This window comes from Sinomicrobium oceani, from assembly GCF_900119185.1.
Lineage (GTDB): Bacteria > Bacteroidota > Bacteroidia > Flavobacteriales > Flavobacteriaceae > Sinomicrobium > Sinomicrobium oceani.
Genome location: NZ_FPJE01000024.1, coordinates 42,551 through 68,210 on the forward strand (window position 1 = coordinate 42,551; position 25,660 = coordinate 68,210).

Genomic DNA, 25,660 nt, shown 5'->3' on the forward strand with positions numbered 1-25,660 from the left:
TCTATATTCTTAAGACATCGATAAAGAATTACTTACGCAACTCCTTCATCAATGTTTCTGCTATTTTAAAATCGTCAAAATCTCTCCTGACACCATTGATCTCCTGATAGGTTTCATGTCCTTTGCCGGCAACCAGGATAATATCGTTTTCTTTTGCCATCTGGCATGCGGCTTTTATAGCCTGCTTACGATCTGTTATGGATAAGGTTTTTTTGAAATTCTGAGGCTCAACCCCTTTTTCCATCTCCCCGATAATAACATCCGGGTCTTCCGTCCTCGGATTATCGGAAGTAAAAATGACCTTCGTACTGAGTGCGGCTGCTATTGCTCCCATCACGGGTCTTTTGGTTTTATCCCGGTCTCCGCCGCAGCCTACGACAGTGATCAGTTCTTCATTCCCTGTACGGATACTGTTGATCGTTTCAAGCACATTTTTCAGCGAATCGGGAGTATGCGAATAATCGATTATTGTCGTTATTTTACCTTCTGATATAAAATACTGAAATCGCCCTTGAACACTGTCGAGTTCGCTCAACAGACGTAGCACTTCCATTTCTTCGAGCCCCAGTAATACGGCTGCTGCATAGATTGCCAGCATATTATAGGCGTTAAACTGCCCGATGAGCTTAACCCAGACTTCATTATCCCCGATCTTCAAAAGCAAACCGTTCAATTGGTTCTCCAAAATTTTAGCACGGTAATCCGCATAGGATTTCAGGGCATACGTATATTTTTTAGCTACGGTATTCTGAATCATCACCAGACCGTTCTTATCATCTGTATTGGTCAGTGCAAAAGCACTTTTGGGCAATTGGTCAAAAAAGGACTTTTTTACATCCCTGTATTCCGCAAAGGTCTTGTGATAATCCAGGTGATCATGGGTAAGATTCGTAAAAATACCCCCGGTGAAATGCAGCCCTGTCGTTCTTTTCTGTGCAATTCCATGCGAACTCACTTCCATAAAACAATACTCCACCCCTTCCATCGTCATCAGGTCCAGGTAATAATTTATGGTCAATGGATCCGGTGTCGTGTGCGTAGCTTTATACTCCTTATCATTCACGAGGACTTTTACCGTAGACAGCAACCCCACCTTAAATCCGGCCCGGCGGAACAACTGGTACAACAAGGTAGCTATCGTTGTCTTTCCGTTAGTTCCCGTCACCCCCACCAACCTGATGTTAACCGAAGGATTTCCATAGTAGTTGGAAGCCATTATCGCCAAAGCGGCATGTGTATCCGTGACCTGCACATAGGTGACACCATTAACGACAGACGATGGCATTTCTTCACAGATTACCGCAACAGCACCCTGATGCACAGCTGCTTCTATAAAACGGTGGCCATCAGACTCCACGCCACGGATAGCCACAAAAACATCGTTGAGCGAGACTTCCCTCGAATCGAAACACAGGGCATTAACGGAAACCGAAGTGTTTCCGGTCACAGCGTCAATAGGCACTTTATATAATATGTCCTTGAGTATGCTCATTCTTAAGAAAGCTCTAATAGTATAGTCTGATCCGCAGCAATCTTTTTTCCTCCGGATATCGATTGTTTTTTCACTCTTCCGTTTCCTGTTACCCTTACCTTCAACCCGAGATTTTCGAGCAGAGGTATGGCATCCATACCACTCATTCCCATCACGTCCGGAACAGTTTCGGATCGTTTCTGCGCTCTTGCGTAATACGACTCATAACTCTTCTCCGTTTCGTCCTTATCATCCCCCAGCTCCCTGACCTCATCAATCTGTGGCGAATTCGTATATATTTTATGGGCTATACTTTTAAATACGGGCCCGGAAACATCGGCTCCGTAATATCCCACACTACGGTCGGGTTCATGAATCACAACAATACAGGAATACTTCGGGGCATCTGCAGGAAAGTATCCCGCAAAGGTGGATATATACTGTAATCTTTCCTTGTTTTTGGGATTGTAGTTTTTCTGAGCCGTACCCGTCTTCCCTGCCATGGAAAAATTAGGGGAATACAATCCTTTTCCGGTTCCTTTAAGCACTACATTTTTCATCATCCCCCGCAGTTTACCTACAGTTTCAGGCGAACATACCTGCGGATTAATAACTTCTTTATCAAATTTCAGGATGGTCTTGTTCCATTCTTTCACTTCCTTGATCAGCCTGGGCTTTACCATTTCCCCGTCATTCGCTATAGCATTATAAAAGGTCAGGGTCTGTAAAGGAGTCAGCGATACCCCGTACCCGAAAGCCATCCACTCCAATGCTATACCGCTCCATTGTTTTTTATTACGAGGGTCCGGTATATAAGGGCTCCCTTCGCCCTTAATAGAAAGCCCCAACTGCTTGTCGAGCCCCATCTCACGAAGTTTATCCACAAACTTTTCAGGATGATCGGTGTAATGATCATGGATCGTCCGCACGACCCCGACATTGGAAGAAACCTCAAAAGCCCGGCCCACACTTATTTTCCCGTATCCGCCATGCTTGGTATCTCTCACTTTTCTCCTGTAATAAGTAATTACTCCTTTTTCGGTATCGACAATATCACTGGTATCGACCACTTTATCTTCAAGCGCTACCGCAAGAGCCATCAGTTTAAAGGTAGATCCCGGTTCATGCGATTCTCCTATGGCATAATTCAGTTTTTCGTAGTATTTTCCGTCTTCGGTCCTGCCCAGATTGGAAATCGCTTTCACTTCTCCGGTTTCTGTTTCCATGACGACCACGGTACCATGCTCCGCCTTATATTTTTCGAGTTGAGCCAGCAACGCGTGGTGCGCTATATCCTGAATATTGATATCTATAGTAGAAATCACATCATAGCCATCCTGGGGTTCCACTTCGTTATTATCACTTATCGGCTTCCACTGTCCTTTGGCTATTCGCTGTTTCAATCGTTTGCCGTTCCTTCCTCTCAGGTATTCGCTATACGCACCTTCGAGCCCTACGCGCAGGGCATGACCTTCACCGTCCAGACGTTCGTAACCTATACTTCTTTCGGCCATTTTCCCCAACGGATGCTCCCGCTCCACATGCTGCTCAACGATAATACCCCCTTTATAAGGACCGAGTTCAAACAGCGGAAAATTCTTTAAACGTATATAATCGGAATATCCGAGATCGCGGGCTACCAACAGGTAACGGTTCTTATTGGCCCGGGCTTTACGAAACATCTGCTGATAATAGGACGAGGGTTTCCCCAGCATCCCGGACAGGTTATCGCAAAGCGGTTTGAGGTATTTTTCAAAATTCTTACCCGATACGGTCATCGCATCAAAACGAATATCGTATTTCGTCACCGAAGTTGCCAGCAGACTCCCGTCATCAGAATACAGATTGCCGCGATTTGCCGGAATGGTAAAATTCCGGATCGTACGCTCTTCTGCCATTTGCCTGTATTCATCGCCGTCGATCTGGATAAAGACCAGCTTTACGGCTACCGCGACAGAAAACAGGAACATAGCCCCTGCTACAAAATACAATCGGTGCAATATTTTCTTTTCTGTTATCGGCATTACTCGCTTTTCTGAAAAATCTTTTTTAATTCATTCGGTTTATCTTAACGCCCCTCCAGGACGACTATCTTCCTGGGCGCTGTTTCGGATTGCTTCAACCCCTTGTTCTCCAGTCGGGACAGAATGGTAGATTCGAGCTTCATGCGCTGCATGATAGACCTCGTATCCACATATTCGTTCTGCAACTCCTTTACTTCATCATTGAGCCTGGCTATTTCATGCACTTTCCTGTCCACACTGTGCGAACTGGCAATCATAAACACGGCAAGCGCAGACACAAAAAGGATAAACCTCCAGTTCTTCACCGCGTCTTCACTGACGAGGAACTTTCCTTTGAGTATATCCATCAACCTGCTTTTCATCTCCAGCTGCTTTTTCCGTGTTTTCAATTATATCTTTTCGGCTATACGAAGCTTCGCACTCCGCGCCCTGTTATTTTCAGCTATCTCTTCCGCTCCGGGAACGATGAGTCCTCCGACTTTTTTCAAAGGCACTTCCACATTACCGTAGAAATCCTTTTCCGGCTCTCCCTCAAACAGCCCACTGCGTATAAATCGTTTGACCAAACGATCTTCCAGGGAGTGATAACTAATAAGGCTCAATCGCCCCTCTTTTTTCAGCAACTCCGGCATCTGCAGTAAAAACTCACGCAGTACCTCGATCTCCCTGTTCACTTCTATACGAACAGCCTGATAAATCTGGGCCAGTATCTTATGTTCCTTATTTGCAGGCAGAAAACGCTTCAGTACTTTTTTGAGCTGCTCAGTAGTTTTCACCGGCTCTTCCTTACGCGCCTCTGAGATAACCCGGGCCATAGCTCTTGCATTCTTCAACTCTCCATATAACTGCAGCACCTCCCGCAACTCTTCTTCTTCATACACATTGATCACGTCATAAGCCGACAGATCGTTTTTTCTACTCATCCTCATATCGAGCCCCGCTTCGAACCTGGTCGAAAAACCACGCTCCGGCACATCGAACTGATGAGACGAAACACCAAAATCTCCCAAAACACCATCAACCTGCTTTATCCCGTAGAGCCTCAAAAACCGCCTGACATGACGGAAATTTTCACGGATAAGCACAAACCTGTCATCGGCAATCTCATTCTCCCAGGCATCTTCATCCTGGTCAAAAGCAAAAAGCTTCCCGTTCACCCCTAATCTTTTAAGGATTTCCCGGGAATGCCCTCCTCCGCCAAAGGTCACATCCACATACACCCCGTCCTCTTTAATACGGAGCCCGTCTACAGACTCCTTCAGCAGTACCGGCTTATGATATTCCATCTTCGTCATCTTCGTCTCCCATTACTTCTTCGGCAAGTTCCGCAAAATCCACAGCAGCATCGTCAATTGCCTGTTCATACTTATCTTTGTCCCAAATCTCAATAATGTTTATAGCAGAAGACAGCACAATCTCCTTACCGATCCCGGCAAAAGCCACCAAATCTTTCGGAACAAGCAGCCGCCCCGTAGCATCCACCTCAACCATTTTAACCCCCGCAGTGAAACGACGGATAAAATCATTATTCTTCTTCTTAAACCTATTGAGTTTATTCATCTTCTGCATCAGCACATTCCACTCCTCCATCGGATACAATTCCAGGCAAGGCTGAAAAACAGCTCTTTTGAGCACAAACCCGTGTTGCAACACAGGCGAAAGCTGATTTTTAAGCGCAACGGGAAGCATCACCCTTCCTTTGGCATCCGCTTTACACTCGTATGTCCCGATGAAGTTATTCATTATCAAACCTTAAGGTTCTGAGATTTACTTTTTCAAATATATGGAATTATTTACCACTTTTTACCACTTTCTACCACTTTGTTGATAAGTTTTACTGTTTTATGCCCCCTAAATCCTCCGTTTCCTGACATTCCGGGGGGATTACCACAGGATTGTGCCTGTCCTGAGAATACTTATTTTTACCGTAAAGCCCTACACTATTCAATGACTAAGCCTCCGAAAAAGGGCGGATTTTCTGAGTAGCAAAATGTCCCCTGAAAGGTCGTAAAAGCCTTATTTTCCATAAAAATCAACAAGAGAGCAGAAGTAAAATTTGCAGTGAAACAATTTTATGTAAATTTGCTAACTTAGAATATCAACTAACCTATTGATGGTACACGACATAAAGAAAGAAGGCAAATATTCTTATTTAGAGGTCGGAGAAGGCACCCCGATGATTATCCTCCACGGGTTAATGGGGGGATTGAGCAACTTCAACGGAGTGACCTCATACTTTTCCACAAGAGGATACAAAGTCATAGTGCCTGAGCTGCCTATATATAAAAAGCCACTTCTACGCACCAATGTTAAGAGCTTCGCTAAATACCTCGAACAATTCATAGAATATAAAAAACTGGACCAGGTTATTCTGCTGGGTAATTCCCTGGGGGGGCACATAGCATTGCTTCACGCCAAAATGTTCCCTCAGAAAGTAAAAGGACTGGTTATTACGGGAAGCTCGGGGCTTTACGAGAGTGCTATGGGCGACGGATACCCGAAGCGGGGGAATTACGAATTCATCAAGAAAAAAAGCGAAGATGTATTTTACGATCCGAACGTTGCAACCAAGGAAATCGTGGATGAAGTTTACGCGACGGTGAACGACCGCTCCAAACTGATCAAAACCCTGGCCATTGCAAAGAGTGCGATCCGCCATAATATGGCAAAAGATCTTCCGCACATGCTTACGCCCACATGTATCATCTGGGGAAAAAACGATTCGGTAACCCCACCGAATGTTGCCGAAGAGTTTCACAGTCTCTTACCGGATTCCGAATTATTCTGGATAGAAAAGTGCGGGCATGCCCCCATGATGGAACATCCGGAAGAATTTAATGTTCTCCTGGAAAAGTGGCTTACGGCCAAAAACATATAATCCATGCAAATCAATTCGGCTGAATTTATAGTCAGTAATACGGATGTAGGCAAATGCCCTTCCGAACCCATACCGGAATACGCGTTCATCGGGCGTTCCAATGTAGGGAAGTCTTCCCTGATCAATATGCTGACCGAGAGAAAACAGCTTGCGAAAACTTCCGGAAAACCGGGAAAAACACAGCTTATCAACCATTTCCGCATCAATAAGCGGTGGTTCCTGGTAGACTTGCCTGGATACGGCTATGCACGGGTGTCCAAAAAAATAAAGAAGACCTTTCAGAAATTTATCACCGATTATTTTGAGAAACGGGAACAACTGGTTTGTGCTTTTGTCCTTATTGACATCCGCCATGAGCCACAGCCGATAGATTTGGAATTTATGGAATGGCTCGGCATGAGCGGCATACCTTTTGCCATTGTCTTCACCAAAGCCGACAAATTAAAACCACAGGCAGCCGAACGAAACACCCGGAATTATCTGGATAGAATGCTCGAGGGTATCTGGGAAGAAGCCCCTCCCCATTTCATCACGTCGTCTTCAGACGGCCGGGGAAAGGAAGAACTCCTGGGATATATAGAACACATCAACCAGGAGATCAAATCTTAGTCACTACTTTTTCAACTCCAGCTTTTCTGCAAAGTAATCACAGAAATCGCGCATGGTAGCAGTCATCTTTTCATCTTGTGTAGCCTTGTTAAAAGTATCGCTCATCGCCACGAGTGTCTGATGAAAGAATACTTTCATCTCGTCGACAGGCATATCTTTGGTCCACAGATCTATCCTCAGGGTTTCCTGGTTTTTACTATCCCAGATAGACAACAGTAAAGCCTTGGCTTCTTCATTATCTACGCCCCCGTCCTGCGCGGACCATTTGAGTTTTTCCGGAACCCTGTTCTCATCGAGTTCTACCGAAATATTTATATCCGATCGATGTGTCTTAGCCATATTGTTTTTCTATTAAATTCGTATAGTGTTATCGCGGTCCGCCAAAGAGAAGCACTACGCTTTTGCAGGCTTATAACCCGATGTCCTAAAAATGTCTTCTGCCGGTGTTTCCAGCATCTGCTGCAAAGATACATCATTGTTCTCCATATACGACCGCACTATCTTCCAGCCGATAAAACGCCCTGTACCGCCGGGTGATTCGTTATCGATATCCAGGTAAAACTTGGAGAAAGGCGCAGCTTCTATAAAGCGATCTTTTAACCTCGAATCGGTATTGTACAGCAGGCTGCGCTCTACAAAATACCGCCACATTTCACTTTCGTTAGCCATCACCCACTGCATTTCATCTGTGGTATACCCGATTTTAAGTGCATCCGGGACGGTTGGAAGCAGCAGATCTTTAACATACAATGCCTTCCCGGCACGCACCATGGCTGCCAGCAGGCTTCTGTCGTGTTTTCCGGGGATGTGCAGCTCTGCAAAAGCGCCCGCGACATCGGAGGTTATATGTTCTCCCGAAAAGTTTTTCGCCTGGTAGGCCGGAATACCTTCGTAAAAACGGTGGTCTTCCCCCAGGTAGGTATCGAGAGCGATAAAAAGAAGACTATCCGTCCAGATCACTTTATTGCGGTAATCGACCTCCGAGGTCAGGGTGATCACCCGCGGCACTGTAAATCCGGGGAAATAATATCTGATATGCTGAAAAAGCGAATGCAACGCGGTCCGGAGCTTCGAAAGGTCAGGAAAAGCTTTTTTAACTTCCGAAGAAAGTTCCTTCTGGAGACTGTCATTCATTTTCTCAATCCATACACTATCCGTATATTGTGAAGGAAAGAGAAAAGGATAATCGGATTTCAACGCGGGGAGATCATCCGGTGTCGCTTCGGCAAATTCCACATCAAATCTGTCTATATGTACATCGACATCGATCTTTTCTATTGCCGCTTCCAGGTCACTTTTCCTGTTACACGAAACAACAAGAAGAAAAACACATAAGAATATCACATTTTTACACATAAGTGTGAGATTACCTTTTATAATTAACCAATCTTTTTAATACTTTTATGCGGCCTAACAGCGGCAAAGGTAAACAGAATAAACCACAACAGAATGAAAACCGAAAAAGTAGTCGATCATATCGTACACTGGCTGAAAAATTATGCGGAGCAAGCAAAAATCAAGGGTTTTGTTATCGGGGTTTCCGGAGGCATTGATTCTGCGGTCACTTCCACCCTTTGTGCCAGGACAGGACTTCCGCTGCTTTGCCTTGAAATGCCCATACATCAGGCAGAAAACCAGGTTACACGTGCTTTAAAACACATTGCCTGGCTGGGCGAAAATTACGATAACATAAGTGTACAGCAGGTAAATCTTACCCCTGTTTTTGACAGTCTCGTGAGCAGTCTTCCCGAAGTAGACCAGGAAGAAGACCGCTTTATGTCGCTCGCCAATACCCGGGCAAGACTGCGTATGACTACTTTATACTACTTTGCAGCACTGGAAGGTTATCTGGTAGCCGGTACCGGAAATAAGGTAGAAGATTTCGGTGTAGGCTTTTATACCAAATACGGAGATGGCGGGGTAGACATCAGTCCTATTGCCGACCTGCTGAAAACCGAAGTTTATGAAATAGCCGAACATCTCGGTATTATCCGGGAAATCCTCGTGGCACCCCCTACGGATGGCCTCTGGGGAGATGACCGTACCGACGAAGATCAGATAGGTGCCTCCTATCCGGAACTGGAATGGGCTATGCAAATGGATAACGAAGGCAAAAAGGCGGCAGATTTCGAAGGGCGAAAAAAAGAAGTTTTCGAAATATACAAGCGATTTAACAATGCCAACAAACACAAGATGCTTCCCATCCCCGTATGTGAGATACCGGAAGCTCTTAAATAAGGCCGCAACCAATATAAAGGCAGGCTCTGCCACAATACCTTTTGCGCCCTTCAAATCAACACCTTGTATAACAAGAAAAGGTTTTCTACGTATTTGAATATATTTGCCGGCAGAGTGTACCTGCACACCAAAAACTGTACTAATTAACTGTAATTTAATATTACATTTACGCACAGGCTCAGGGCTTTAATTACAAAAAAAACTGAAATATTTTTCTCTACTTTTGCATAGGATATTTTTTTTTATTACATTTATACCCACTTACTACCCCATATACTACCTGAATATTACTTCCTGCTTATCAGCGATGGTTTGTGAAAAACCTAACTAATCCTAAATAAAAACAAATCATCATGATTAAAGTGTTAATTGCCGACAACCATCCGGTAGTACAAGATGGTATTGCTGCCGCCCTCAGCAGCAATAAAGAGATTGAAGTAGTGGCTAAAGTACGTACGACTTCCGAACTTTTCGAAGTTTTACCGAAAGTGAGCCCTGACATTATCCTTCTGGAAATGAATATTCCGGAAGTGAACGGAATTACAGCTTTGCGCCAGTTAAAGAAAGAATACGCCCAGGCCAAAGTTCTTATTTTCAGTTCCGAATCTGAAGACGTCTATGCATTGAGTACCCTCCGTGCCGGTGCCTCGGGATATCTTTCAAAAGATGCGGACACCTCTCTTCTTTCCGAAGCCATAACCAAGATCGCCAACGGCGGATTGTTTATCACCAACGAACTTGCTCAGCGCCTGGCTTTCGACGAGAGTACGAACAAACCCCGAAAATTCTTCCGCAAACTCTCCACAAGAGAAGTTGAAGTCCTCAAGCTTCTTGCAGAAGGAAAAAGAAACAAGTACGTTGCCGAAGAACTCGGACTCAACGAAAAAACCGTAAGCACCTACAAGGCGAGGCTGATGCGTAAGCTAAATGTAGACAATATGGTAGACATGCTCCAACAGGCAAAAGCGCTCGAACTGTACTAAAAAAACAGTTTGGCATTATAGGTTTTCACAATACCCTGTTGAGCTTTTTAGCTAACAATCTTTTTAACTGATGGTAATTCATAATCTCCTCCAGGATTTCCGAATTACCATCTTTGTTTTCAAGGGTTTTCTCCTGCAGTTCGATGACCCGCTTATCGATGAGAAAACAGCGGAGGCTCAACACTATTTCACTGACAAGCTGTCCCACCGTATCGTTCTTATCCTTAACCAGAATATCCTGTTCTTCCCAGCGGTGTAAAATATATTTTTCTTCTTCCATGAGAATAGAGGTCACTTCATCGGCCACATCATCCTCCATGGTCTGTACGAAAGTTTTAACGGTAAAATCTTCTTTTTCATTCAGCTGCTGTATAAGCTGAGGGTACACTTTCCGGAAAATCGGATTACTCAGTTCGATTTCATCGTCCTGAAGGTCCAGGAATATTTTTTCGAATACGCAACTCCGATGCACCACACGCTCCAGCTGTAGTTCCCCTTCATCATCCTGCTTCAGTACAAAATCTTCGAATTCTTCGGTTTTTTTTCCGTAAAGCAATAACACTTCAATGATTTTGCGCTCCAGGAGATATTGCTGATCTATCTTCTGCAATGTACGCTCCGGGTCTTTAACCACCTGCATGCCCTGGTCGCGTCGCTCTTTTCTGAACTTCTTATCCGCATCGGTTATCTCCTTACGCCCTATCTGTGCCAGTGTATTAAAAAGCACCTCTTCAGAAATATCCATAATACGGGAACATTCCTGTACATATACTTCCCTTTGTATGCGGTCTGGTATCTTTGAAATACTGTTTACGATGTCGCGTATGGTGTCTGCCTTTCGAATGGGATCGTCCTTGGCTTCTTCCATAAGCATGGACGCCTTGAAACGGATAAAATCTTTAGCGTGTTCCTCCAGATACTGCTTTATGGCATCCAGGGAATTGGCTTTTGCAAAACTATCGGGGTCTTCCCCCTCGGGAAATGCGCACACTTTTACATTCATTCCCTGTTCGAGGATCAGATCGATGCCCCGCACCGAAGCCCGAAGCCCCGCCGCATCACCGTCAAAAAGTACCGTAATATTATTGGTCAGCCGATGGATCAGGCGTATTTGTTCCGGGGTGAGGGCGGTTCCGCTGGAAGCTACCACATTTTCTATACCCCTCTGGTGAAACTGGATAACATCGGTATACCCTTCCACCAGGTAACAGTTGTCTTCTTTGGCGATGGTCTGCTTGGCATGATATATCCCATAGAGCACCTTACTTTTATGGTAGATGGCACTTTCGGGAGAGTTCAGGTACTTGGCTGCTTTTTTATCATTGGTCAGTATCCTTCCCCCGAACCCGAGCACTCTTCCGCTCATGGACTGTATAGGGAACATCACCCGCCCCTTAAAGCGGTCGAACTGTTTTCTTCCCGTTGGAGAAGCCGCATTTTCCTTGACAATAGTGAGCCCTGTTTTTTCGAGAAATTCCAACTGATATCCCTGTGCCAGCGCTTCTTTGGTAAACGTTTCCCATTCATCCGGAGAATATCCGAGTCCGAAGCTCTTTATCGTCTCATCTGTAAAGCCGCGTTCCTTAAAATAGGTGAGCCCGACAGCCTTTCCCGGTTCCGTATTCCAGAGAACGTCCTCAAAATATCCCTTGGCATATTCACTCACGAGATACATACTTTCCCGCTCATCGGCCTGCTGCTTCTGTTCGTCGCTCTGCTCGGTCTCCTCGACCTCAATATTATATTTTTTAGCCAGGTATTTTACGGCTTCCGGATATGTAAAATGTTCGTGCTCCATAAGAAAAGCCACAACATTCCCACCCTTGCCCGAAGAGAAATCCTTCCATATCTGTTTTACCGGAGACACCATGAAACTCGGGGTACGTTCTTCGGTAAAAGGACTCAGCCCCTTGAAGTTGGAACCGGATTTTTTTAGCTGAACAAAATCACCGATAACCTCCTCCACACGGGCCGCATCAAAAACTTTATCTATGGTCTCCTTCGAAATCAATACTTCGTTCTTTTCTATAAAATTAAAGATTCCCGCCTGAAACGGGAATCAAAAGTAAGGAAATTATCGTTCCTGATTTTAAAGCACCGGCTGGTTTTACAACTCGAAACGCAGACCCAGTGAAATATTGTTCTGTTTTATGTTGGGTTCCTTAAAAATGGGGTTGAGATCGTACTTCAGATACAGTGATGTTCCCCCGATACCCGCATAGGCCGCCAGTCCGTAAACAAAGTTATTGGTGTTGTAATCGTCCTTGATCTTTTCCCTGCCGGTACTCCCTTCCCGGTCGTATCTTAATTTCTGCCTGGATGTCAGGTTGAGCCCGGCATATCCCCCGAGGCCGATCCTGAATTTTTTGCGTGTCGAATACCGGAAATACTCATCGTGTTGCACACGCCTGGAAGGACCGAATTCGAAAAATACGGGAATTACGAGGTTGTCCTGACGGAATTTGGATTTTTTCAACCTGTACGGATACGCTTGCAACGAAGTCTCTTCCCCTTCCTTTTCAAAATACATGTTGTCCTTCGGTTTCAGGCCATTGGACTGGAACGAAAGTCCGTAACTCAAACGCACGGCATTGCTGTTTTTAAATACCCGGGTCTTCCATTGCCATCCCAGTTCAAAAAACCTGCTCCCCCCTGTTTTATAGGGACTGTCATTCAGGGATTCTCCCTCGATCAGAGCGTTATTAAAACCTACTGCCACCACAATATCGGAATAGGTCCGGCGATCATATTTTTTGTCTTTTCGCTTATTTTCAAACCGTACTCCTAAAAACCTGCTGCCGTTTCCGTCATAATTATTACCGATACCTATACCGATCGTGGAACTCTCCAGATATTCCCAGCCTTTCTCTTCACCGCGTTCTACCAGGGCTCTCTTATTGTTGAGTACGGCCATTTTATTTTCGATGTTCAAAGCGGTTTTCCGGGCCTCCTCTTCTTTTTTTGCCCGGGCTTCTCCGGCGCTGATCTCCCCACGGTCTTCCAGTTCGCGAATACGTTCCACTTCTTTCTTCAATTTGGCTTTTTCTTCTTCCACCACACGTTCCTTACGGACGTCGATAGCTTCCAGTACCCGTTCGCGGGCACGTAAGTCCAGGCTATCCTTCTGCGAAAGGGTCTGGGCACATAAATTCTGGGCAATAAGGAGCAGGATCACATAAGTGACATAACTGATAATTCGTAACATAACTGATGGATTTGATTGATGAATGAATATACTAATCGTTTCTGTTGGCCACAGCGGTTTTTACTTTTACAAAACCTTCTTTCAGCGCTTCGAATACCTTATCCCGGAAAGACTTATCCAGTTCCGTCTCTACCTCATTCAGCAGGGCCATGGCATCTACCGTTCCGGTTTGTGTTATAAGAGCGCGCTGTGTTTTTATTTCGCGTTGTGCCTCCATTAATAAAAGCTCGATCTCCTCATCAGTGACGGCTCTTTTTTCGTGAATCTCCATGACCCTGGCCACAACTTCATCAACCTTTTTACGCTCAAGATCATCCTCTTGTTCCGCTTTGGCCAACACCTCTTCTTTTTCTTCCGGGGCAGGCCGTGGAAACGGCATAACCTTCTGTTCCGGGGAATAGGAGGAAGCGGATTGTTTTTCCGGCTCGTTTATAGATTGTTCTGATATCCCTGTTTCGGTCAGGGCTTCATCCGTTCCCGCAGGAGCGGTTTCTGTTTTCACTGCTTTGGTATCGTTTGTAGTTTCGGTGATCTGCACTGTGGGAACATCCTGCGGTTCCCCTTCTCCGGAAAACATCCATATTCCTACAGAACACAGTATGAGCATGGAAGCAGCAATCCAATACAGATTAAGGTTGTGCATTGTTCGGGGAGCTGCCGCCTCGTCCAGTTTCTGCTCCAGTCTGTCCCATGCCTTCGCCGAAGGCTCTATACGTCTTTCCTCCAGTTTTTTTATGAGTTGAAGCTCTCTTTTATCTTGTTCCATTCTCCCTCATCTTTAGTTTTTCTATTTTTTCCTGCAACATCTTCCGCGCTTTAAACAATTGTGTTTTGGAGGTGTTTTCCGAGATACACAAAGTCTCCGCAATTTCTTTATGTGAATACCCCTCTATGGCATACATCAGGAAAACAGTTTTGTATCCCTGCGGCAACGCATCAATAATAAACTGTATTGCTTCCACATCAATTCCGGAGTAGTCTGCCGTTTCGGAACTCACACCTGCAATATGTTCTTCTTCCAGAAAGGAGAGGGATTTTTCCTTTCGCAGGAAACTTATACATTCCCGCACCATAATACGCCTGATCCACCCTTCGAAACTCCCGTCTCCCCGGAATGCACCGATCTGTGTAAAAACCTTGAAAAAAGCGGTAATCATCACATCCTCGGCAAACTGTTCGTCTTTGATATAATACCTGCAAACACTGAGCATCCTGGAAGCATACTTCCTGAAAAGTTCCTGCTGGGCTTCCCGGTTATTTCCGGCTGCCTTCTTTACCAGCCTGGTTTCGTCTTTATAGAGCGGTATGATCTTCAAGAAATGCTTTTTCATTAGTGTTTCTGTTTACATAGACGAAAAAAGCGTTTTAAAAGTTGCCTGAGAAGTGTATTTTTTTTGAATTTCCCGGAATAAAAAAAGAATCAAAAACCGTATAACACACAAAAACAGATCAATAACACTCTAAGACTAATCGTAAAAAATGTGAAGTTTTATTTTTTCCGATCAATGACGTAGTTGACCATAAGCTCCAGAGAATCTTTATATTCAGAGGGAGGATATGTGTCGAGTAACTGCAGGGCTTCCTGCTGAAAAGCTTTCATTTTTTGTTCGGCATATTCGAGCCCCCCGTTTTGTTTCACAAAAGCGATGACCTCTTTCACCCGGGCCATATTTTTATTGTGATTCTTTACGGAGTTGATCAACCATCGTTTGTCCTGTTCCGAACAATTGTTTAGCGTATAAATAAGAGGAAGTGTCATTTTCTGCTCTTTGATATCGATCCCCGTAGGTTTGCCGATTCGTTCATCACCGTAATCAAAAAGGTCGTCCTTGATCTGGAAGGCCATTCCGATAAGTTCTCCGAACCTTCTCATTTTTTCAGTCTCGCCGGAATCGGGTTTCACCGAGCAGGCACCGAGTGCACAACAGGCAGCGATCAGGGTAGCTGTTTTTTGACGGATGATCTCGTAGTACACTGCTTCGGTAATATCGAGTCGCCTTGCCTTTTCTATCTGCAGGAGCTCCCCTTCGCTCATTTCCCTTACGGCTACAGAAATAATTTTAAGCAGGTCAAAATCGTCGTTGTCGATCGACAACAACAATCCCTTGGAAAGCAGGTAATCCCCGACAAGTACGGCAATTTTATTTTTCCACAGGGCATTGAGGGAGAAAAAACCGCGACGGCGGTTACTGTCATCTACCACATCGTCATGAACCAGAGTAGCCGTATGGATAAGTTCAATAACAGAAGCTCCACGGTATGTCCGTTCGTTCACTTTACCTCCCGAAACCATTTTGGCCACCAGGAAAACGAACATAGGCCGCATCTGCTTCCCTTTACGGTTTACGATATAATAGGTAATACGATTGAGTAGTGAAACTTTGGAAGACATGGATTCATAGAACTTTTTCTCGAAAAGTTCCATTTCCGTGTAAATTGGTTGTTTGATTCTGGCCACAGGTTTCATCACGGCTCCAAAGATATAAAAAAGCTGTAATTAAAAAGATGACCGATCCCCCGAATTACAGTTATCCGGAAATAAATATACCGCAAAATAAAGTTTGTATATTTTACATTGAATTGCGTATTTTAAAGACGTCAAAAATTACTTCTGCGATTGTCGTCTCCACGATCGCTTCAAGGCACAAAAAACAGAAAACATGAAACGAATAACAGTGTATTGCGGTTCCAATGACGGACTCGATCCCATGTATAAAGCTCAGGCCTATCTGCTCGGCCAAACCCTGGCACAACGGGATATCGAACTCGTATATGGCGGAGCGCAGGTAGGCCTGATGGGCGCCATTGCAGACGGAGCTCTGGAACAGGGAGGAAAAGTTACCGGCGTACTCCCTAACTTTTTACGGAACAAAGAAATCGCCCATAGGAAACTTACCGAACTTCTCCTGGTCGAAACCATGTCCCAACGAAAAATTAAAATAGAAGACCTCGCCGATGGTATTATCGCTTTGCCCGGCGGATATGGTACTCTTGACGAGCTTTTCGAGGCCCTGACCAATGCCCAACTGCAATTGCACCGAAAACCCATAGGCCTGCTCAATGTCCAGGGGTTTTATGATGGTTTGGTGCAGCTTCTGGACACGATGACTTCCAGAGGATTACTCCGGAAAAACAATCGGGATATGCTGCTGATCAGTGAAGACATTGAAGATCTTCTCGATAAAATGGACCGTTACGAGGCCCCTGCAGGCAGCAAATGGATAGGAAAAAACTGAGGTATTTGCCATGCTTAAACTCAACAAAATACACCATATCGCCATTATATGTTCCGATTACGAAAAATCGAAGGATTTTTACACCCGGGTACTGGGCTTTTCCATTACCCGGGAAACATACCGGCAGGAGAGAAGCTCCTATAAACTGGACCTCTCCCTTCACGGGAATTACAGTATAGAACTTTTTTCCTTTCCCGGTCCGCCACCAAGGGTCACCGGGCCGGAAGCCACAGGTTTGCGTCATCTGGCTTTTGAAGTAGACGATGTAGAAAGTGCGATAGCGGCCCTGCAGGAGCATGATATTCAAACAGAACGTATACGTACGGATGTACTTACCGGCAAACGCTTTACCTTTTTTTCCGATCCGGACGGCCTTCCTCTTGAACTCTATGAAAAGACTACCTGGAACGGAAAATGGATTAATTCGTTATAAAAAAAATAAGAATTTTAACACATTATATTTAATATTTTCGCAATCTTTGAGTATCTCATTTGCCGTTGGCATGAGCGTAAAAATTAGTATTAAACCCAAATTTTTTACCATGAACAAAAAGAACAAAGGCACTAAAAAGCCGTTTTTCGCCAATTTTCTGGAGCATCAGGTTTCCGGAGATCAAAAAGAAAATGCTCAGGGAGGTATTACTCTGAAGTACCCTTCCGACCAGGAAGAGGATGGTAACGGGGGGCCTATGCCTATTATTACCAAACCTGTCCTGGACAATGATGGTGGTGGGGATGTTACCCTGAAGTATCCTTCGGATGACGACGAAGCAGGAGACCTGCTGTAAAATTGATTAAAGTTTTCCGTAACAGGCAACGGCTTTCACAAGCTGTTGCCTTTTCGGATATTGTCCGCAAAACGATCTGCCCCGATGATTTTATTTCTTACGCACAGTGAAGATCACTACACCATAGATATTGTCCGGAAACAATGTGAGGCCCTCGGCAAAAAAGTATTCAGGATGAATACCGACCTTTTCTCGCACCGGGCGCGCTTCGGATACTCCTGCGACAACAGCAGTAAAGACCTTTACTGGTCGGTTGACAACAACAGCTTTTCGGTCAGAGATATCGAAGCCGTATGGTACCGGAAACTCTGGGCTATCAAGCCGCCCAGAGATCTTGCCCCGGAGTATCACGCCATTTACCTCCAGGAATACCAGACCATGCGCAACATTTTTTTTGCTTCCCTGAAGCATGTCCCCTGGATGAACCCTATAGCTACAGACCATGCCATCAGTCAGGATAAATTTGGGCAACTGCAGGTTGCAGCACGTCACGGTCTCGATATTCCCAAGAGTTTGTTCACTAATGATCCGGACAGAGCCAGGGAATTCTTTTACCGGGAGTGCAGAAAAAAAATGATCGTCAAACTTCACGGCTCGCTGTCGCGAAGCATGCGTGGAGACACTCCTTTTTTTCCTACTACAGCCATAGAAGAAAAAGATGTGGAGCGCCTGGATGTTCTTCCTTTATGCCCCATGATTTTTCAGGAAATGATCCCCAAAAGTTATGAACTCCGGATCATTTACATCGACGGTATGTTTTACACCGGAAAAATCAACACCAGCAACACTATGCCCGGAAATACGGACTGGAGAACAGCGACAGCTCCGGATATTGCCTGGGAACCCTACACCTTACCCGAAACGATCTGCAAGTGCCTGACTGCCATGATGCGCGAGATGGGATTGTTTTTCGGAGCCCTGGACATGATCCGCCACCAGAACGGATCATACATTTTTCTGGAAGTCAATCCGCAGGGCGAATGGGGCATGCTGCAACGCGATCTGCAGTATCCCATAGGCGAAACCATTGCCAAAAAACTAATTGCAGGCATATAACGCCTGCCAAATCTCTTCTCATGCAAAAAATACTGATCATTACCCATTCCGAGGATAATGCTTCCATTGCCACGGTTTCCGCTTTTATCGAAGAAACCGGGGCCGAGGTCATTCGTTTTAATGTAAACGAATACCCCACGAAATATCGTCTGAGCAGTCTGTTTGAAAACGGGAAATGGACAACCGCTCTCGATACCGGGACAACACTGTGGTCTTTACACGATGTCACTGCAGTATGGTACCGGAGAAGTCACCATCTTGCCAAAGGCCTCGATACCATCCTGGACCATACTTTTCTTCCCAGCGCACAGAAAGAAATCAGGCGTACCTTTTTCGGTATGCTCGAAAGCATGCCGTGTTTTCAGATAGACCGTTTCAGTACCTACCGCAGGCTCGACAGCAAGGAAGAGCAAATGAAAATAGCTTCTTCCATAGGACTCCTTGTTCCCGATACCTGTATCACCAACGATCCCGAAGCCGCAAAGCGTTTCGTACGTAAGTATCCGGACGGTGTCATTGCCAAAATGCAAAGTTCGTTTGCTATCTACCAAAACGGTATGGAACACGTAGTCTTTACCAATATCGTATCCGAACAGGATCTGGAAAACATCGACACGCTGCAATACTGCCCCATGCAATTTCAGGAAAAACTCGAAAAATCATGCGAACTACGGGTAACCATTGTGGGCGATGCTGTATTTACCTATGCCATAGATTCGGGCAAAACACTTCATGCCCGGGTAGACTGGCGCCGGGAAGGAAATACTCTTCTTAACGAATGGAAACCCTATAAGCTTCCGGGAGATATCAGGAAAAAATTACTCCGGTTAATGGATATTTACCACATTAATTACGGCGCCATTGATATTATCGTTACCCCTGAACAGGAGTATTATTTTCTGGAGATCAATGCTGCGGGAGAATATCTCTGGCTGGATCGCCTGGCTCAGGGCGCTATCTCGAGACATCTTGCCGAAGTGCTGACCGGGCGTGCATACCGACGGTACACGCCCCTTTTCGAAGAATGACAGTCAACATCAACTTCTGTAAAACACAACAGGCGCCTTACATAGCGCCTGTTGTGTTTTGTGAAACCGATACGATTTACATATCAAATTTATAGGTCACTCCTCCGAGGATCTGGAAGCCCTGAACCTGATAATTCATCCATCTCGTATATTGGTTATTCGCTATATTATTTGCCTTCACAAAAACCGACAACTGATCATTGAAGCGATATCCGGCACGTGCATTGACATCAAAATAACTATCGAGCGTAACCACCCGGGGGTCTCCGCCGAGCAGTGAACCGGGAGTGTACAGATCTTTCCGTTTCCCGACAAAAAACAGGTTAGCTCCTGCAAACCAGTGTGCCCCGATCTGGTAATCGCCAAAGAAAGACCCCTGAACTACCGGAAGGTTCCAGGCCTCCTGTTCGTTGTCCGCATCATACCCGGATATCTGAGCATTTACGCCAAGGGTGAGGTTACGGTCTATATCCGCATGAAGTTCACCGAATGCCGAATATGTCGTTACATCATCATACACCACACCAAAAGAGTTTCCGTATACGTATCCCTGTCCTTCATTGCCACTGACATTAACGGCATTGGCACGGAACAGAGGTTTGTTGTTTTCGGAACGGTACGATCCCTTTACATTATACCCTACGGTAGAGGAAAGTTTTCCTTTCATCCCAACATACGCATCATATTGCCTGTCCGTAGGTGTTATTCCCAGGGTAGGTGACACAAAGAAGTTATCCTGAACCAGGTCGTAATAAGAATTCTGATCCAATCCGCCTTCTACACCCCCATACACTGTCACGAATTCCTCAACAAGCCGGTATGAAGCTTTAACCTGCGGATAGATATACACATCATTATCGTCATTCTCAATATCCATTCCGTAAAATACAGAAGCTCCGAGGCTAATACTGAAATCTTCTCCGTCGATCAGGAGGTTGGGATTAACCCCCAACAACAGGTTTCCGTATTTTATTTTATCATTGGTAAAATAACCCCGGTCAAATTCTCCTCCGACATAGTCCGCAAATATTTTGGCGGTAATCAGCTCCTGCCCTACGGGAAATTGAAATGACGGATTGAAAACCAACCTGTTTTCACCTGAATCATGAGCATCCCAGAACCTTCGCAGCGTAAGTTCGGCTCCCGTAAACACCGATTCGTCAATAGCCTCTATATTTCCGCCTACGGAAGCGGTATAATACGTTTGTCTCTCATCGATACTGTTAATCTCGGCCTGGTCAAAACCTGCCTCCTCCGGCAATCCGTACCAATTGTAGATCTGGTGACGGAATTCCCCGTTCACTCCCCAGCGATAGAAACGCCCGGCATTGCTGTAGGATGCATCGAGACGGGTATCAAAAAATTTTGTGTCCAGTTCCATTTCATCAAGCTGTCCCTGGGCCGAATGGTGATTAAGACCGATGTCAAAAGATTCATCTTTACTGATCGCTCTGCTCGTGTAAAAATCCAGTAAAGCCGTGCTGTAATTGCCAAGCCCGAGAGACACATAAGTATTGTAAAGCATATCCCGCTTTTTCCTTTCAACCCCTGAGACTTTTCCTTTGGCAGGAACAAATGTAGACGCTACGGGCACCGAAAAAATGCTGTATTGAATTTTCTTTTTCTTTAATAAAGTGGAATCGTCAAGTGCCGGAACATCCCTCACTTTGAATGCATCGGAAATATTGGCCTTATACGGACGTACCACATCTACGGTTTCTGTTCCTATATTTTCCTTCTCCTGGGCAAATCCGGCCGACATTGCTAAAAATGCCAATGCTATCGTAATCAGCCCGGTTCCCTTTGGAATCCGATGAACTTGTTTTGAACCGGATTTGCGAAGACTACGATCCATAGCCGATGATTTTCCGTTATGACTATATATACTATACATGTACGTATGGAATTTTAGTTATTATTAGGATTTACGGAGGAGTTCCTTTTGGATTCCTCTCCCTTAATGCGGGACAACTCGCTACGCGCTTCGTTGACTACATCGGGATAATCCCCGAAATTACTGATCACATTTTCCAGGATATACGTAGCCTGGAAAGCGTCGTCCAGCGCATAGAAGTTCTTAGCCATAAGCACAAGGCCCTTTGCCCCGAATTCCTTATATCCCGAATAATCGCTGGCAAGTTTCTGGACGCTTTTATTGGAAGCTTCGTATGCTCCATCCTTATTCTTAAAGTAAGCGTCGTAATACAGGGCTTCTGCCGCCAGCGAACCGGTGGCTATTCTGGCAACCTCGGCATAAGCTTCCTTGGCGGTAGCTTCGCTTCCGGTTTGCATAGCTGCCCGGGCTATCATGATGTGGGCATCACTCTTCACCCTGTTATCAGCCGCATCATCGCGAAGTACCTGCTGGGCATACCGGATGGCTTCCGGATAATTTTTGAGCTCATAATTGGCTTTCATCAGGTTCGACCTTGCAAAGGTCAGGTTTTGCGATGATCCGGACATTTCTTCTAACTTTTTCAATACCGGCACTGCCTTTTCATAGTTCTTTTCGTCCAGGTAAATCTGTCCGAGACGGGTAAGACTCTGCTCTGTAAATTCGTTCCTTCCCTGTTCCGTCACCTTTTCATAATGCGGTACGGCCTTTGATTTCTCTCCGTTCAGGAAGTAGGATTGTGCCGTGTAGAAGTGAGCTTCGAGTGCATGAAGTCCTCTCGGAAATTTCGTCAGGTAATTTTCAAAACTTTTTATCGCTTCCGAAGTCTTGTTCTGTGCGTATTGTTTTTCGGCAGATTCATAGGTTGCATTATCCAACTCCGCATCGGTTACTTCGACAAAATCGAGTCCTCGTACCCAACTGGCGTATTCCTCGACTTTACCCATATCCACATATATGAGTTTTGCCGTAGCTACAGCCTGTAATGCTTCGGGGGTATTGGGATAATAATTTACCACACTCCTGAATTTCTCCAAGGCTTTATTACCCTCTTCGGCATTGTAGTACACCAATCCTTCACGCAGCATACTCTTGGGCACAAACGGGCTCAGCGGATATTCCTTCACCAGGCGGTTATATACCTCTACCCCTGCCGAAACCTCGTTTTGAGCGATGTAGGTATTTCCGAGTTCATACATGGCATCATCCCTGAGGTCGGAATCGGGATAATTACTGATAAAGCTTTTCAGTTCGTCTATCTTTTTCGGGACACGGTCTACAAAACCGTAACTTATGGCTTTCTGGAAATGGGCATAGTCCATACGGGATTCCTTCATGGCTATAGCTTTATTATAAGCTTCCATAGCCGGCCAGTATTTCCCGATCACAAAATAGCTGTCCCCCAGTCGAAGCCAGGCATCGCTTACCCGTTCGCGGTCGCTGCCCGTGTTGTCGTTCAGGTAGCGTTCCATATAGGTAATGGCCTGGTCGTAATTCTTTTGTTTAAAATAGGTATAACCCAACTGGTAATTTACCCGATCGTATTCCGGAGTCAGTGAGGCTGCCGGACTATTGATAAAATCCTTGAAATCTGTTATCGCCCTATCGTAGTTATTAGTCAGGTATGCCGTTTCTCCCCGCCAGTAAATAGCCCTGGCCAGGTAATTCCTGTTCTGTGGTTCTTTGGCCGACTTATCGAAATACTCACCGGCTTCCTTATACTTTCCATCGCGGAACAATTCCACACCACGGTAAAAAGCAACTTTCTGGTAGGCTTCCTTATTCCCGTAAGAATTGTTGCGCTGCAAAAGCTGTAATGCCGCATCGTAATCTTTTGAAGTTACATAAGAATCCACCAGCAGTCCCTCTATTTCCTGCCTGTATCCGGAATCGGGATATTTTTCCAGGAAAGAAAGCAAAACCTCAGGCACACTCTGGTAAGGATTACCGATATCATAACTCAGCCTGGCATAGTTCAACAGGGCATCTTCGCTGATCCGCTCATCATAATCCATTTCGGAAGCATTTCGGAATGCATTGAGAGCCTGTTGTTTCTTTTCTGTTTTCAGATAGCATTCGGCAAGATGATAATATGCATTTTGAGCTACGAAATCGTTTCCTCCCACGATCTTGTTGAACTGGTTTATGGCATTTTCATAATCTCCCTGTTTGTAATAAGCATATCCGAGCTGGTAAAAATCCGTATTGTTCCACTTGCCGTTTTTCCCTTTATACGCTTTCAGGAAGGAAATGGCTGCATCGTACTGCTTGAGGTTGAAATAGCTTTCTCCTATAATTTTATTCAGTTCGGACACTTCTGCAGGTCCCGATTTAGGCAGTTGTTCCTTAGCCAGTCGTATGGCTTCCTCAAACTTCCCGGCCTTAAAATTCATATCGGCCTGGTAATACGACAGGTTTTTATTGAGTTCCTTCTCACCCGACACCTGTTCGAAATACTGGTTGGCTTCGTTATAATCATCGCCTTCATAGGCCATATACCCAAGGTAGTATTTGGCTTTAGGACCATACTCCGCAGAGGTTGCCACGCGGTTCAGGTAGGTTTTGGCATCGTTATAGCGTTTCACCGTAAACAAGGCATATCCCTTTTTGAAGTTAAAGGCATCCCGTTCTCCGGCACTCATACCCTGATCCTCGGCCTTACTGTACCACTTCAGGGCCTGCGGATATTTTCCGTTGGAAAAATAATAATCTCCCGCATCGATATAAGCCGTGTTCCTTTTGGTGGATGTCGGATAGTCCCTGACAAAATTCTCCATCAGTTGATCCGCTCCCAACTGTTCCAGCCGGATGGCACTCCCGGCAATGTAATACGCACTGTTGGCCTCTACTTCTTCGTCGCGTGTCTGCTGTTTTACATTTTCAAATGCCAGCTGGGCAGCACGATATTGTTTATTATTATAAAGCTCCAGGGCTTTCTCATAATCCTTTTCACTATAGGTATATACTTCAGACATTTGCGCCGTTGCTGTCAGCATAAAACAGCAACTTGCAAAAAGCGGGATAACCTTTATGTATTGCATAAATATTGTTTTTTCGTCACTCAAAGATAACCGAATATACAACCTATAACGCAGCTTTTCGCCTATAATTATCCACAATGAGATTAACCGCTTACAAATTTTGATTTTATCGCTCTTCACTACTGTCGGAGCAGCTAAAAGCAAGGCTTTCGGTTATATTTAACCGGTAAAAGATCGTGGTAAAACCCCGGATTTTTTTACTTTTGACAGGTGTTGTGTTATATTTAGCATTACGGTAAGAATCCGAAGCCTTAACTTTTATTATTTTTACCCCAGTAAAATTCAAAGTATGCCAAATACGATCGTAGAACTCAGGGATGTTGCCATATATCAAAGAGAGAGTCTGGTACTCAGCGAAATCAATCTCGACATCAACAAGGGCGAGTTTGTGTATCTCATCGGTAAAACAGGAAGCGGGAAAAGCAGTTTTATGAAAACGCTATACGGCGACCTTCCGCTTACCCAGGGATCGGGAACGGTTACGGATTTTGACCTCAGGGCACTGAAAGAAAAAGACATTCCGTTTCTGCGGAGAAAGCTGGGAATCGTATTCCAGGATTTCAATCTTTTGCCGGACCGCACGATAAATGACAACCTGCTGTTTGTTCTGAAGGCTACCGGGTGGAAAGACAAGGAAGAGATGGATGCCAAGATCGAGGAAGTACTCGGTCGTGTAGGCATGAAGACCAAAGGTTTCAAATTTCCGCATCAACTCTCCGGGGGCGAACAACAGCGTGTGGCTATTGCCAGGGCGCTGCTCAACGATCCCGAACTCATCCTTGCAGATGAACCCACCGGGAACCTCGATCCGCAAACCAGTGTGGAAGTGATGAAAGTTCTCCAGGAAATAAACCGGAACGGCCGTACCATTCTTATGGCTACCCACGATTATGCGCTGCTCCTCAAATTCCCTTCCAAAACCCTGAAATGCGACGGCAGCAAGGTTTTTGAAGTCGTACAGAAAAACGTCTGACCTTCAATAAAAAGAGGTTGTCTAAAAAGGCAGCCTCTTTTTTTTGTTATAAGGTTTTGTGTTTGTAAATTTAAGCATGAGCCGAAAAGTCACCTGGAAGATCTACGACCAAGGGCAGTTGAGCCTGCTTCCGCCCAGTTATGATGACCTAGTTCCTCAGAACCATCCTGTACGTATTGTCAACACGATTTTGGACTCGGTAGACTTGAGCAGCCTGGAAAAGACCTATCGTGGAG

24 protein-coding genes are annotated in these 25,660 nt (G+C 45.1%); 10 read left to right on the forward strand and 14 right to left on the reverse strand.

Annotated elements, in window-relative coordinates:
- Positions 1–28: 28 nt before the first annotated feature.
- The 5 genes from BT112_RS17535 to mraZ are packed head-to-tail and all read right to left on the reverse strand — an operon-like array spanning position 29 to position 5,238.
- Positions 29–1,492, reverse strand: coding sequence for a UDP-N-acetylmuramoyl-L-alanyl-D-glutamate--2,6-diaminopimelate ligase (locus BT112_RS17535; protein WP_072318769.1), 1,464 nt, complete (start codon positions 1,490–1,492; stop codon positions 29–31).
- Between the two features lie 2 nt (positions 1,493–1,494).
- On the reverse strand, positions 1,495–3,495 hold the full coding sequence (locus tag BT112_RS17540; protein ID WP_072318770.1) for a penicillin-binding protein: 2,001 nt from the start codon (positions 3,493–3,495) through the stop codon (positions 1,495–1,497).
- A 44-nt stretch (positions 3,496–3,539) separates the two neighbouring features.
- Positions 3,540–3,857, reverse strand: coding sequence for an FtsL-like putative cell division protein (locus BT112_RS17545; protein WP_072318793.1), 318 nt, complete (start codon positions 3,855–3,857; stop codon positions 3,540–3,542).
- 27 nt (positions 3,858–3,884) lie between these two features.
- Positions 3,885–4,781: a 16S rRNA (cytosine(1402)-N(4))-methyltransferase RsmH gene (gene rsmH / locus BT112_RS17550; protein ID WP_072318771.1), complete on the reverse strand. Its 897-nt coding sequence runs from the start codon at positions 4,779–4,781 to the stop codon at positions 3,885–3,887.
- Complete coding sequence (gene mraZ, locus BT112_RS17555; protein WP_072318772.1) at positions 4,768–5,238, reverse strand: division/cell wall cluster transcriptional repressor MraZ; 471 nt, start codon at positions 5,236–5,238, stop codon at positions 4,768–4,770. The genes rsmH and mraZ overlap by 14 nt, the downstream gene beginning before the upstream one ends.
- Before the next feature lie 370 nt (positions 5,239–5,608).
- Between mraZ and BT112_RS17560 the strand changes: the two genes are divergently transcribed.
- Together BT112_RS17560 and yihA are read left to right on the forward strand one after the other, a co-directional pair.
- The gene (locus BT112_RS17560; RefSeq protein WP_072318773.1) at positions 5,609–6,373 is read left to right on the forward strand and encodes an alpha/beta fold hydrolase; all 765 of its coding nucleotides are present in this window, start codon (positions 5,609–5,611) and stop codon (positions 6,371–6,373) included.
- A 3-nt stretch (positions 6,374–6,376) separates the two neighbouring features.
- A complete protein-coding gene (gene yihA, locus BT112_RS17565; protein WP_072318774.1) occupies positions 6,377–6,982 on the forward strand; it encodes a ribosome biogenesis GTP-binding protein YihA/YsxC in 606 nt (201 codons plus the stop codon).
- A 3-nt stretch (positions 6,983–6,985) separates the two neighbouring features.
- Here yihA and gldC read toward each other — a convergent pair whose 3' ends face one another.
- On the reverse strand, positions 6,986–7,321 hold the full coding sequence (gene gldC, locus BT112_RS17570; protein WP_072318775.1) for a gliding motility protein GldC: 336 nt from the start codon (positions 7,319–7,321) through the stop codon (positions 6,986–6,988).
- 54 nt (positions 7,322–7,375) lie between these two features.
- Positions 7,376–8,338: a gliding motility lipoprotein GldB gene (gldB, locus tag BT112_RS17575; protein ID WP_072318776.1), complete on the reverse strand. Its 963-nt coding sequence runs from the start codon at positions 8,336–8,338 to the stop codon at positions 7,376–7,378.
- 93 nt (positions 8,339–8,431) lie between these two features.
- On the opposite strand from gldB, the gene nadE reads away from it, so the two are divergent.
- Entirely contained in the window at positions 8,432–9,220 is a 789-nt protein-coding gene (gene nadE / locus BT112_RS17580; RefSeq protein WP_072318777.1) for an NAD(+) synthase, read from the forward strand.
- A 353-nt stretch (positions 9,221–9,573) separates the two neighbouring features.
- Positions 9,574–10,203, forward strand: a complete 630-nt coding sequence (locus BT112_RS17585) for a response regulator (protein WP_072318778.1) — start codon at positions 9,574–9,576, stop codon at positions 10,201–10,203.
- 25 nt (positions 10,204–10,228) lie between these two features.
- On the opposite strand, the gene dnaG is transcribed toward BT112_RS17585, so the two are convergent.
- The 5 genes from dnaG to BT112_RS17610 form a co-directional block, all read right to left on the reverse strand.
- Positions 10,229–12,214, reverse strand: a complete 1,986-nt coding sequence (gene dnaG / locus BT112_RS17590; protein ID WP_072318779.1) for a DNA primase — start codon at positions 12,212–12,214, stop codon at positions 10,229–10,231.
- A gap of 96 nt (positions 12,215–12,310) precedes the next feature.
- On the reverse strand, positions 12,311–13,408 hold the full coding sequence (locus BT112_RS17595; protein WP_072318780.1) for a porin family protein: 1,098 nt from the start codon (positions 13,406–13,408) through the stop codon (positions 12,311–12,313).
- Positions 13,409–13,439: 31 nt separating this feature from the next.
- Entirely contained in the window at positions 13,440–14,174 is a 735-nt protein-coding gene (locus BT112_RS17600; protein ID WP_072318781.1) for a hypothetical protein, read from the reverse strand.
- The gene (locus BT112_RS17605; protein ID WP_072318794.1) at positions 14,161–14,724 is read right to left on the reverse strand and encodes an RNA polymerase sigma factor; all 564 of its coding nucleotides are present in this window, start codon (positions 14,722–14,724) and stop codon (positions 14,161–14,163) included. The genes BT112_RS17600 and BT112_RS17605 overlap by 14 nt, the downstream gene beginning before the upstream one ends.
- Before the next feature lie 173 nt (positions 14,725–14,897).
- Positions 14,898–15,875 carry a polyprenyl synthetase family protein gene (locus tag BT112_RS17610; RefSeq protein ID WP_072318782.1) on the reverse strand — a complete coding sequence of 326 codons (978 nt, stop codon included), beginning with the start codon at positions 15,873–15,875 and terminating at the stop codon, positions 14,898–14,900.
- 193 nt (positions 15,876–16,068) lie between these two features.
- Here BT112_RS17610 and BT112_RS17615 point away from each other — a divergent pair, with 193 nt between their 5' ends.
- The 5 genes from BT112_RS17615 (at position 16,069) to BT112_RS17635 (ending at position 19,516) form a co-directional block, all read left to right on the forward strand.
- A complete protein-coding gene (locus BT112_RS17615; RefSeq protein WP_072318783.1) occupies positions 16,069–16,644 on the forward strand; it encodes an LOG family protein in 576 nt (191 codons plus the stop codon).
- A gap of 10 nt (positions 16,645–16,654) precedes the next feature.
- Positions 16,655–17,077 carry an SMU1112c/YaeR family gloxylase I-like metalloprotein gene (gloA2, locus tag BT112_RS17620; protein WP_072318784.1) on the forward strand — a complete coding sequence of 141 codons (423 nt, stop codon included), beginning with the start codon at positions 16,655–16,657 and terminating at the stop codon, positions 17,075–17,077.
- A 109-nt stretch (positions 17,078–17,186) separates the two neighbouring features.
- Positions 17,187–17,432, forward strand: a complete 246-nt coding sequence (locus tag BT112_RS17625) for a microviridin/marinostatin family tricyclic proteinase inhibitor (protein WP_072318785.1) — start codon at positions 17,187–17,189, stop codon at positions 17,430–17,432.
- Between the two features lie 84 nt (positions 17,433–17,516).
- Positions 17,517–18,488, forward strand: coding sequence for an MvdC/MvdD family ATP grasp protein (locus BT112_RS17630; RefSeq protein WP_072318786.1), 972 nt, complete (start codon positions 17,517–17,519; stop codon positions 18,486–18,488).
- Positions 18,489–18,508: 20 nt separating this feature from the next.
- A complete protein-coding gene (locus tag BT112_RS17635; RefSeq protein ID WP_072318787.1) occupies positions 18,509–19,516 on the forward strand; it encodes an MvdC/MvdD family ATP grasp protein in 1,008 nt (335 codons plus the stop codon).
- A 76-nt stretch (positions 19,517–19,592) separates the two neighbouring features.
- On the opposite strand, the gene BT112_RS17640 is transcribed toward BT112_RS17635, so the two are convergent.
- Both BT112_RS17640 and BT112_RS17645 read right to left on the reverse strand, forming a co-directional pair.
- Complete coding sequence (locus BT112_RS17640) at positions 19,593–21,410, reverse strand: TonB-dependent receptor (protein ID WP_245777065.1); 1,818 nt, start codon at positions 21,408–21,410, stop codon at positions 19,593–19,595.
- Positions 21,411–21,424: 14 nt separating this feature from the next.
- Positions 21,425–24,451 (reverse strand): tetratricopeptide repeat protein, encoded by a 3,027-nt coding sequence (locus BT112_RS17645; RefSeq protein WP_072318789.1) that lies wholly within the window; start codon positions 24,449–24,451, stop codon positions 21,425–21,427.
- Positions 24,452–24,740: 289 nt separating this feature from the next.
- On the opposite strand from BT112_RS17645, the gene BT112_RS17650 reads away from it, so the two are divergent.
- On the forward strand, positions 24,741–25,424 hold the full coding sequence (locus tag BT112_RS17650; protein WP_072318790.1) for a cell division ATP-binding protein FtsE: 684 nt from the start codon (positions 24,741–24,743) through the stop codon (positions 25,422–25,424).
- The last annotated feature ends 236 nt before the right edge of the window (positions 25,425–25,660 follow it).

What these genes read in the sequence shown, in the direction of transcription:
- BT112_RS17535 (WP_072318769.1), bottom strand. Translation starts at nt 1,492, where the DNA reads ATGAGCATACTCAAGGACATATTATATAAAGTGCCTATTGACGCTGTG.
- BT112_RS17540 (WP_072318770.1), bottom strand. Translation starts at nt 3,495, where the DNA reads ATGCCGATAACAGAAAAGAAAATATTGCACCGATTGTATTTTGTAGCA.
- BT112_RS17545 (WP_072318793.1), bottom strand. Translation starts at nt 3,857, where the DNA reads ATGAAAAGCAGGTTGATGGATATACTCAAAGGAAAGTTCCTCGTCAGT.
- rsmH (WP_072318771.1), bottom strand. Translation starts at nt 4,781, where the DNA reads ATGGAATATCATAAGCCGGTACTGCTGAAGGAGTCTGTAGACGGGCTC.
- mraZ (WP_072318772.1), bottom strand. Translation starts at nt 5,238, where the DNA reads ATGAATAACTTCATCGGGACATACGAGTGTAAAGCGGATGCCAAAGGA.
- BT112_RS17560 (WP_072318773.1), top strand. Translation starts at nt 5,609, where the DNA reads ATGGTACACGACATAAAGAAAGAAGGCAAATATTCTTATTTAGAGGTC.
- yihA (WP_072318774.1), top strand. Translation starts at nt 6,377, where the DNA reads ATGCAAATCAATTCGGCTGAATTTATAGTCAGTAATACGGATGTAGGC.
- gldC (WP_072318775.1), bottom strand. Translation starts at nt 7,321, where the DNA reads ATGGCTAAGACACATCGATCGGATATAAATATTTCGGTAGAACTCGAT.
- gldB (WP_072318776.1), bottom strand. Translation starts at nt 8,338, where the DNA reads ATGTGTAAAAATGTGATATTCTTATGTGTTTTTCTTCTTGTTGTTTCG.
- nadE (WP_072318777.1), top strand. Translation starts at nt 8,432, where the DNA reads ATGAAAACCGAAAAAGTAGTCGATCATATCGTACACTGGCTGAAAAAT.
- BT112_RS17585 (WP_072318778.1), top strand. Translation starts at nt 9,574, where the DNA reads ATGATTAAAGTGTTAATTGCCGACAACCATCCGGTAGTACAAGATGGT.
- BT112_RS17595 (WP_072318780.1), bottom strand. Translation starts at nt 13,408, where the DNA reads ATGTTACGAATTATCAGTTATGTCACTTATGTGATCCTGCTCCTTATT.
- BT112_RS17600 (WP_072318781.1), bottom strand. Translation starts at nt 14,174, where the DNA reads ATGGAACAAGATAAAAGAGAGCTTCAACTCATAAAAAAACTGGAGGAA.
- BT112_RS17610 (WP_072318782.1), bottom strand. Translation starts at nt 15,875, where the DNA reads ATGAAACCTGTGGCCAGAATCAAACAACCAATTTACACGGAAATGGAA.
- BT112_RS17615 (WP_072318783.1), top strand. Translation starts at nt 16,069, where the DNA reads ATGAAACGAATAACAGTGTATTGCGGTTCCAATGACGGACTCGATCCC.
- gloA2 (WP_072318784.1), top strand. Translation starts at nt 16,655, where the DNA reads ATGCTTAAACTCAACAAAATACACCATATCGCCATTATATGTTCCGAT.
- BT112_RS17625 (WP_072318785.1), top strand. Translation starts at nt 17,187, where the DNA reads ATGAACAAAAAGAACAAAGGCACTAAAAAGCCGTTTTTCGCCAATTTT.
- BT112_RS17630 (WP_072318786.1), top strand. Translation starts at nt 17,517, where the DNA reads ATGATTTTATTTCTTACGCACAGTGAAGATCACTACACCATAGATATT.
- BT112_RS17635 (WP_072318787.1), top strand. Translation starts at nt 18,509, where the DNA reads ATGCAAAAAATACTGATCATTACCCATTCCGAGGATAATGCTTCCATT.
- BT112_RS17640 (WP_245777065.1), bottom strand. Translation starts at nt 21,410, where the DNA reads ATGTATAGTATATATAGTCATAACGGAAAATCATCGGCTATGGATCGT.
- BT112_RS17645 (WP_072318789.1), bottom strand. Translation starts at nt 24,451, where the DNA reads ATGCAATACATAAAGGTTATCCCGCTTTTTGCAAGTTGCTGTTTTATG.
- BT112_RS17650 (WP_072318790.1), top strand. Translation starts at nt 24,741, where the DNA reads ATGCCAAATACGATCGTAGAACTCAGGGATGTTGCCATATATCAAAGA.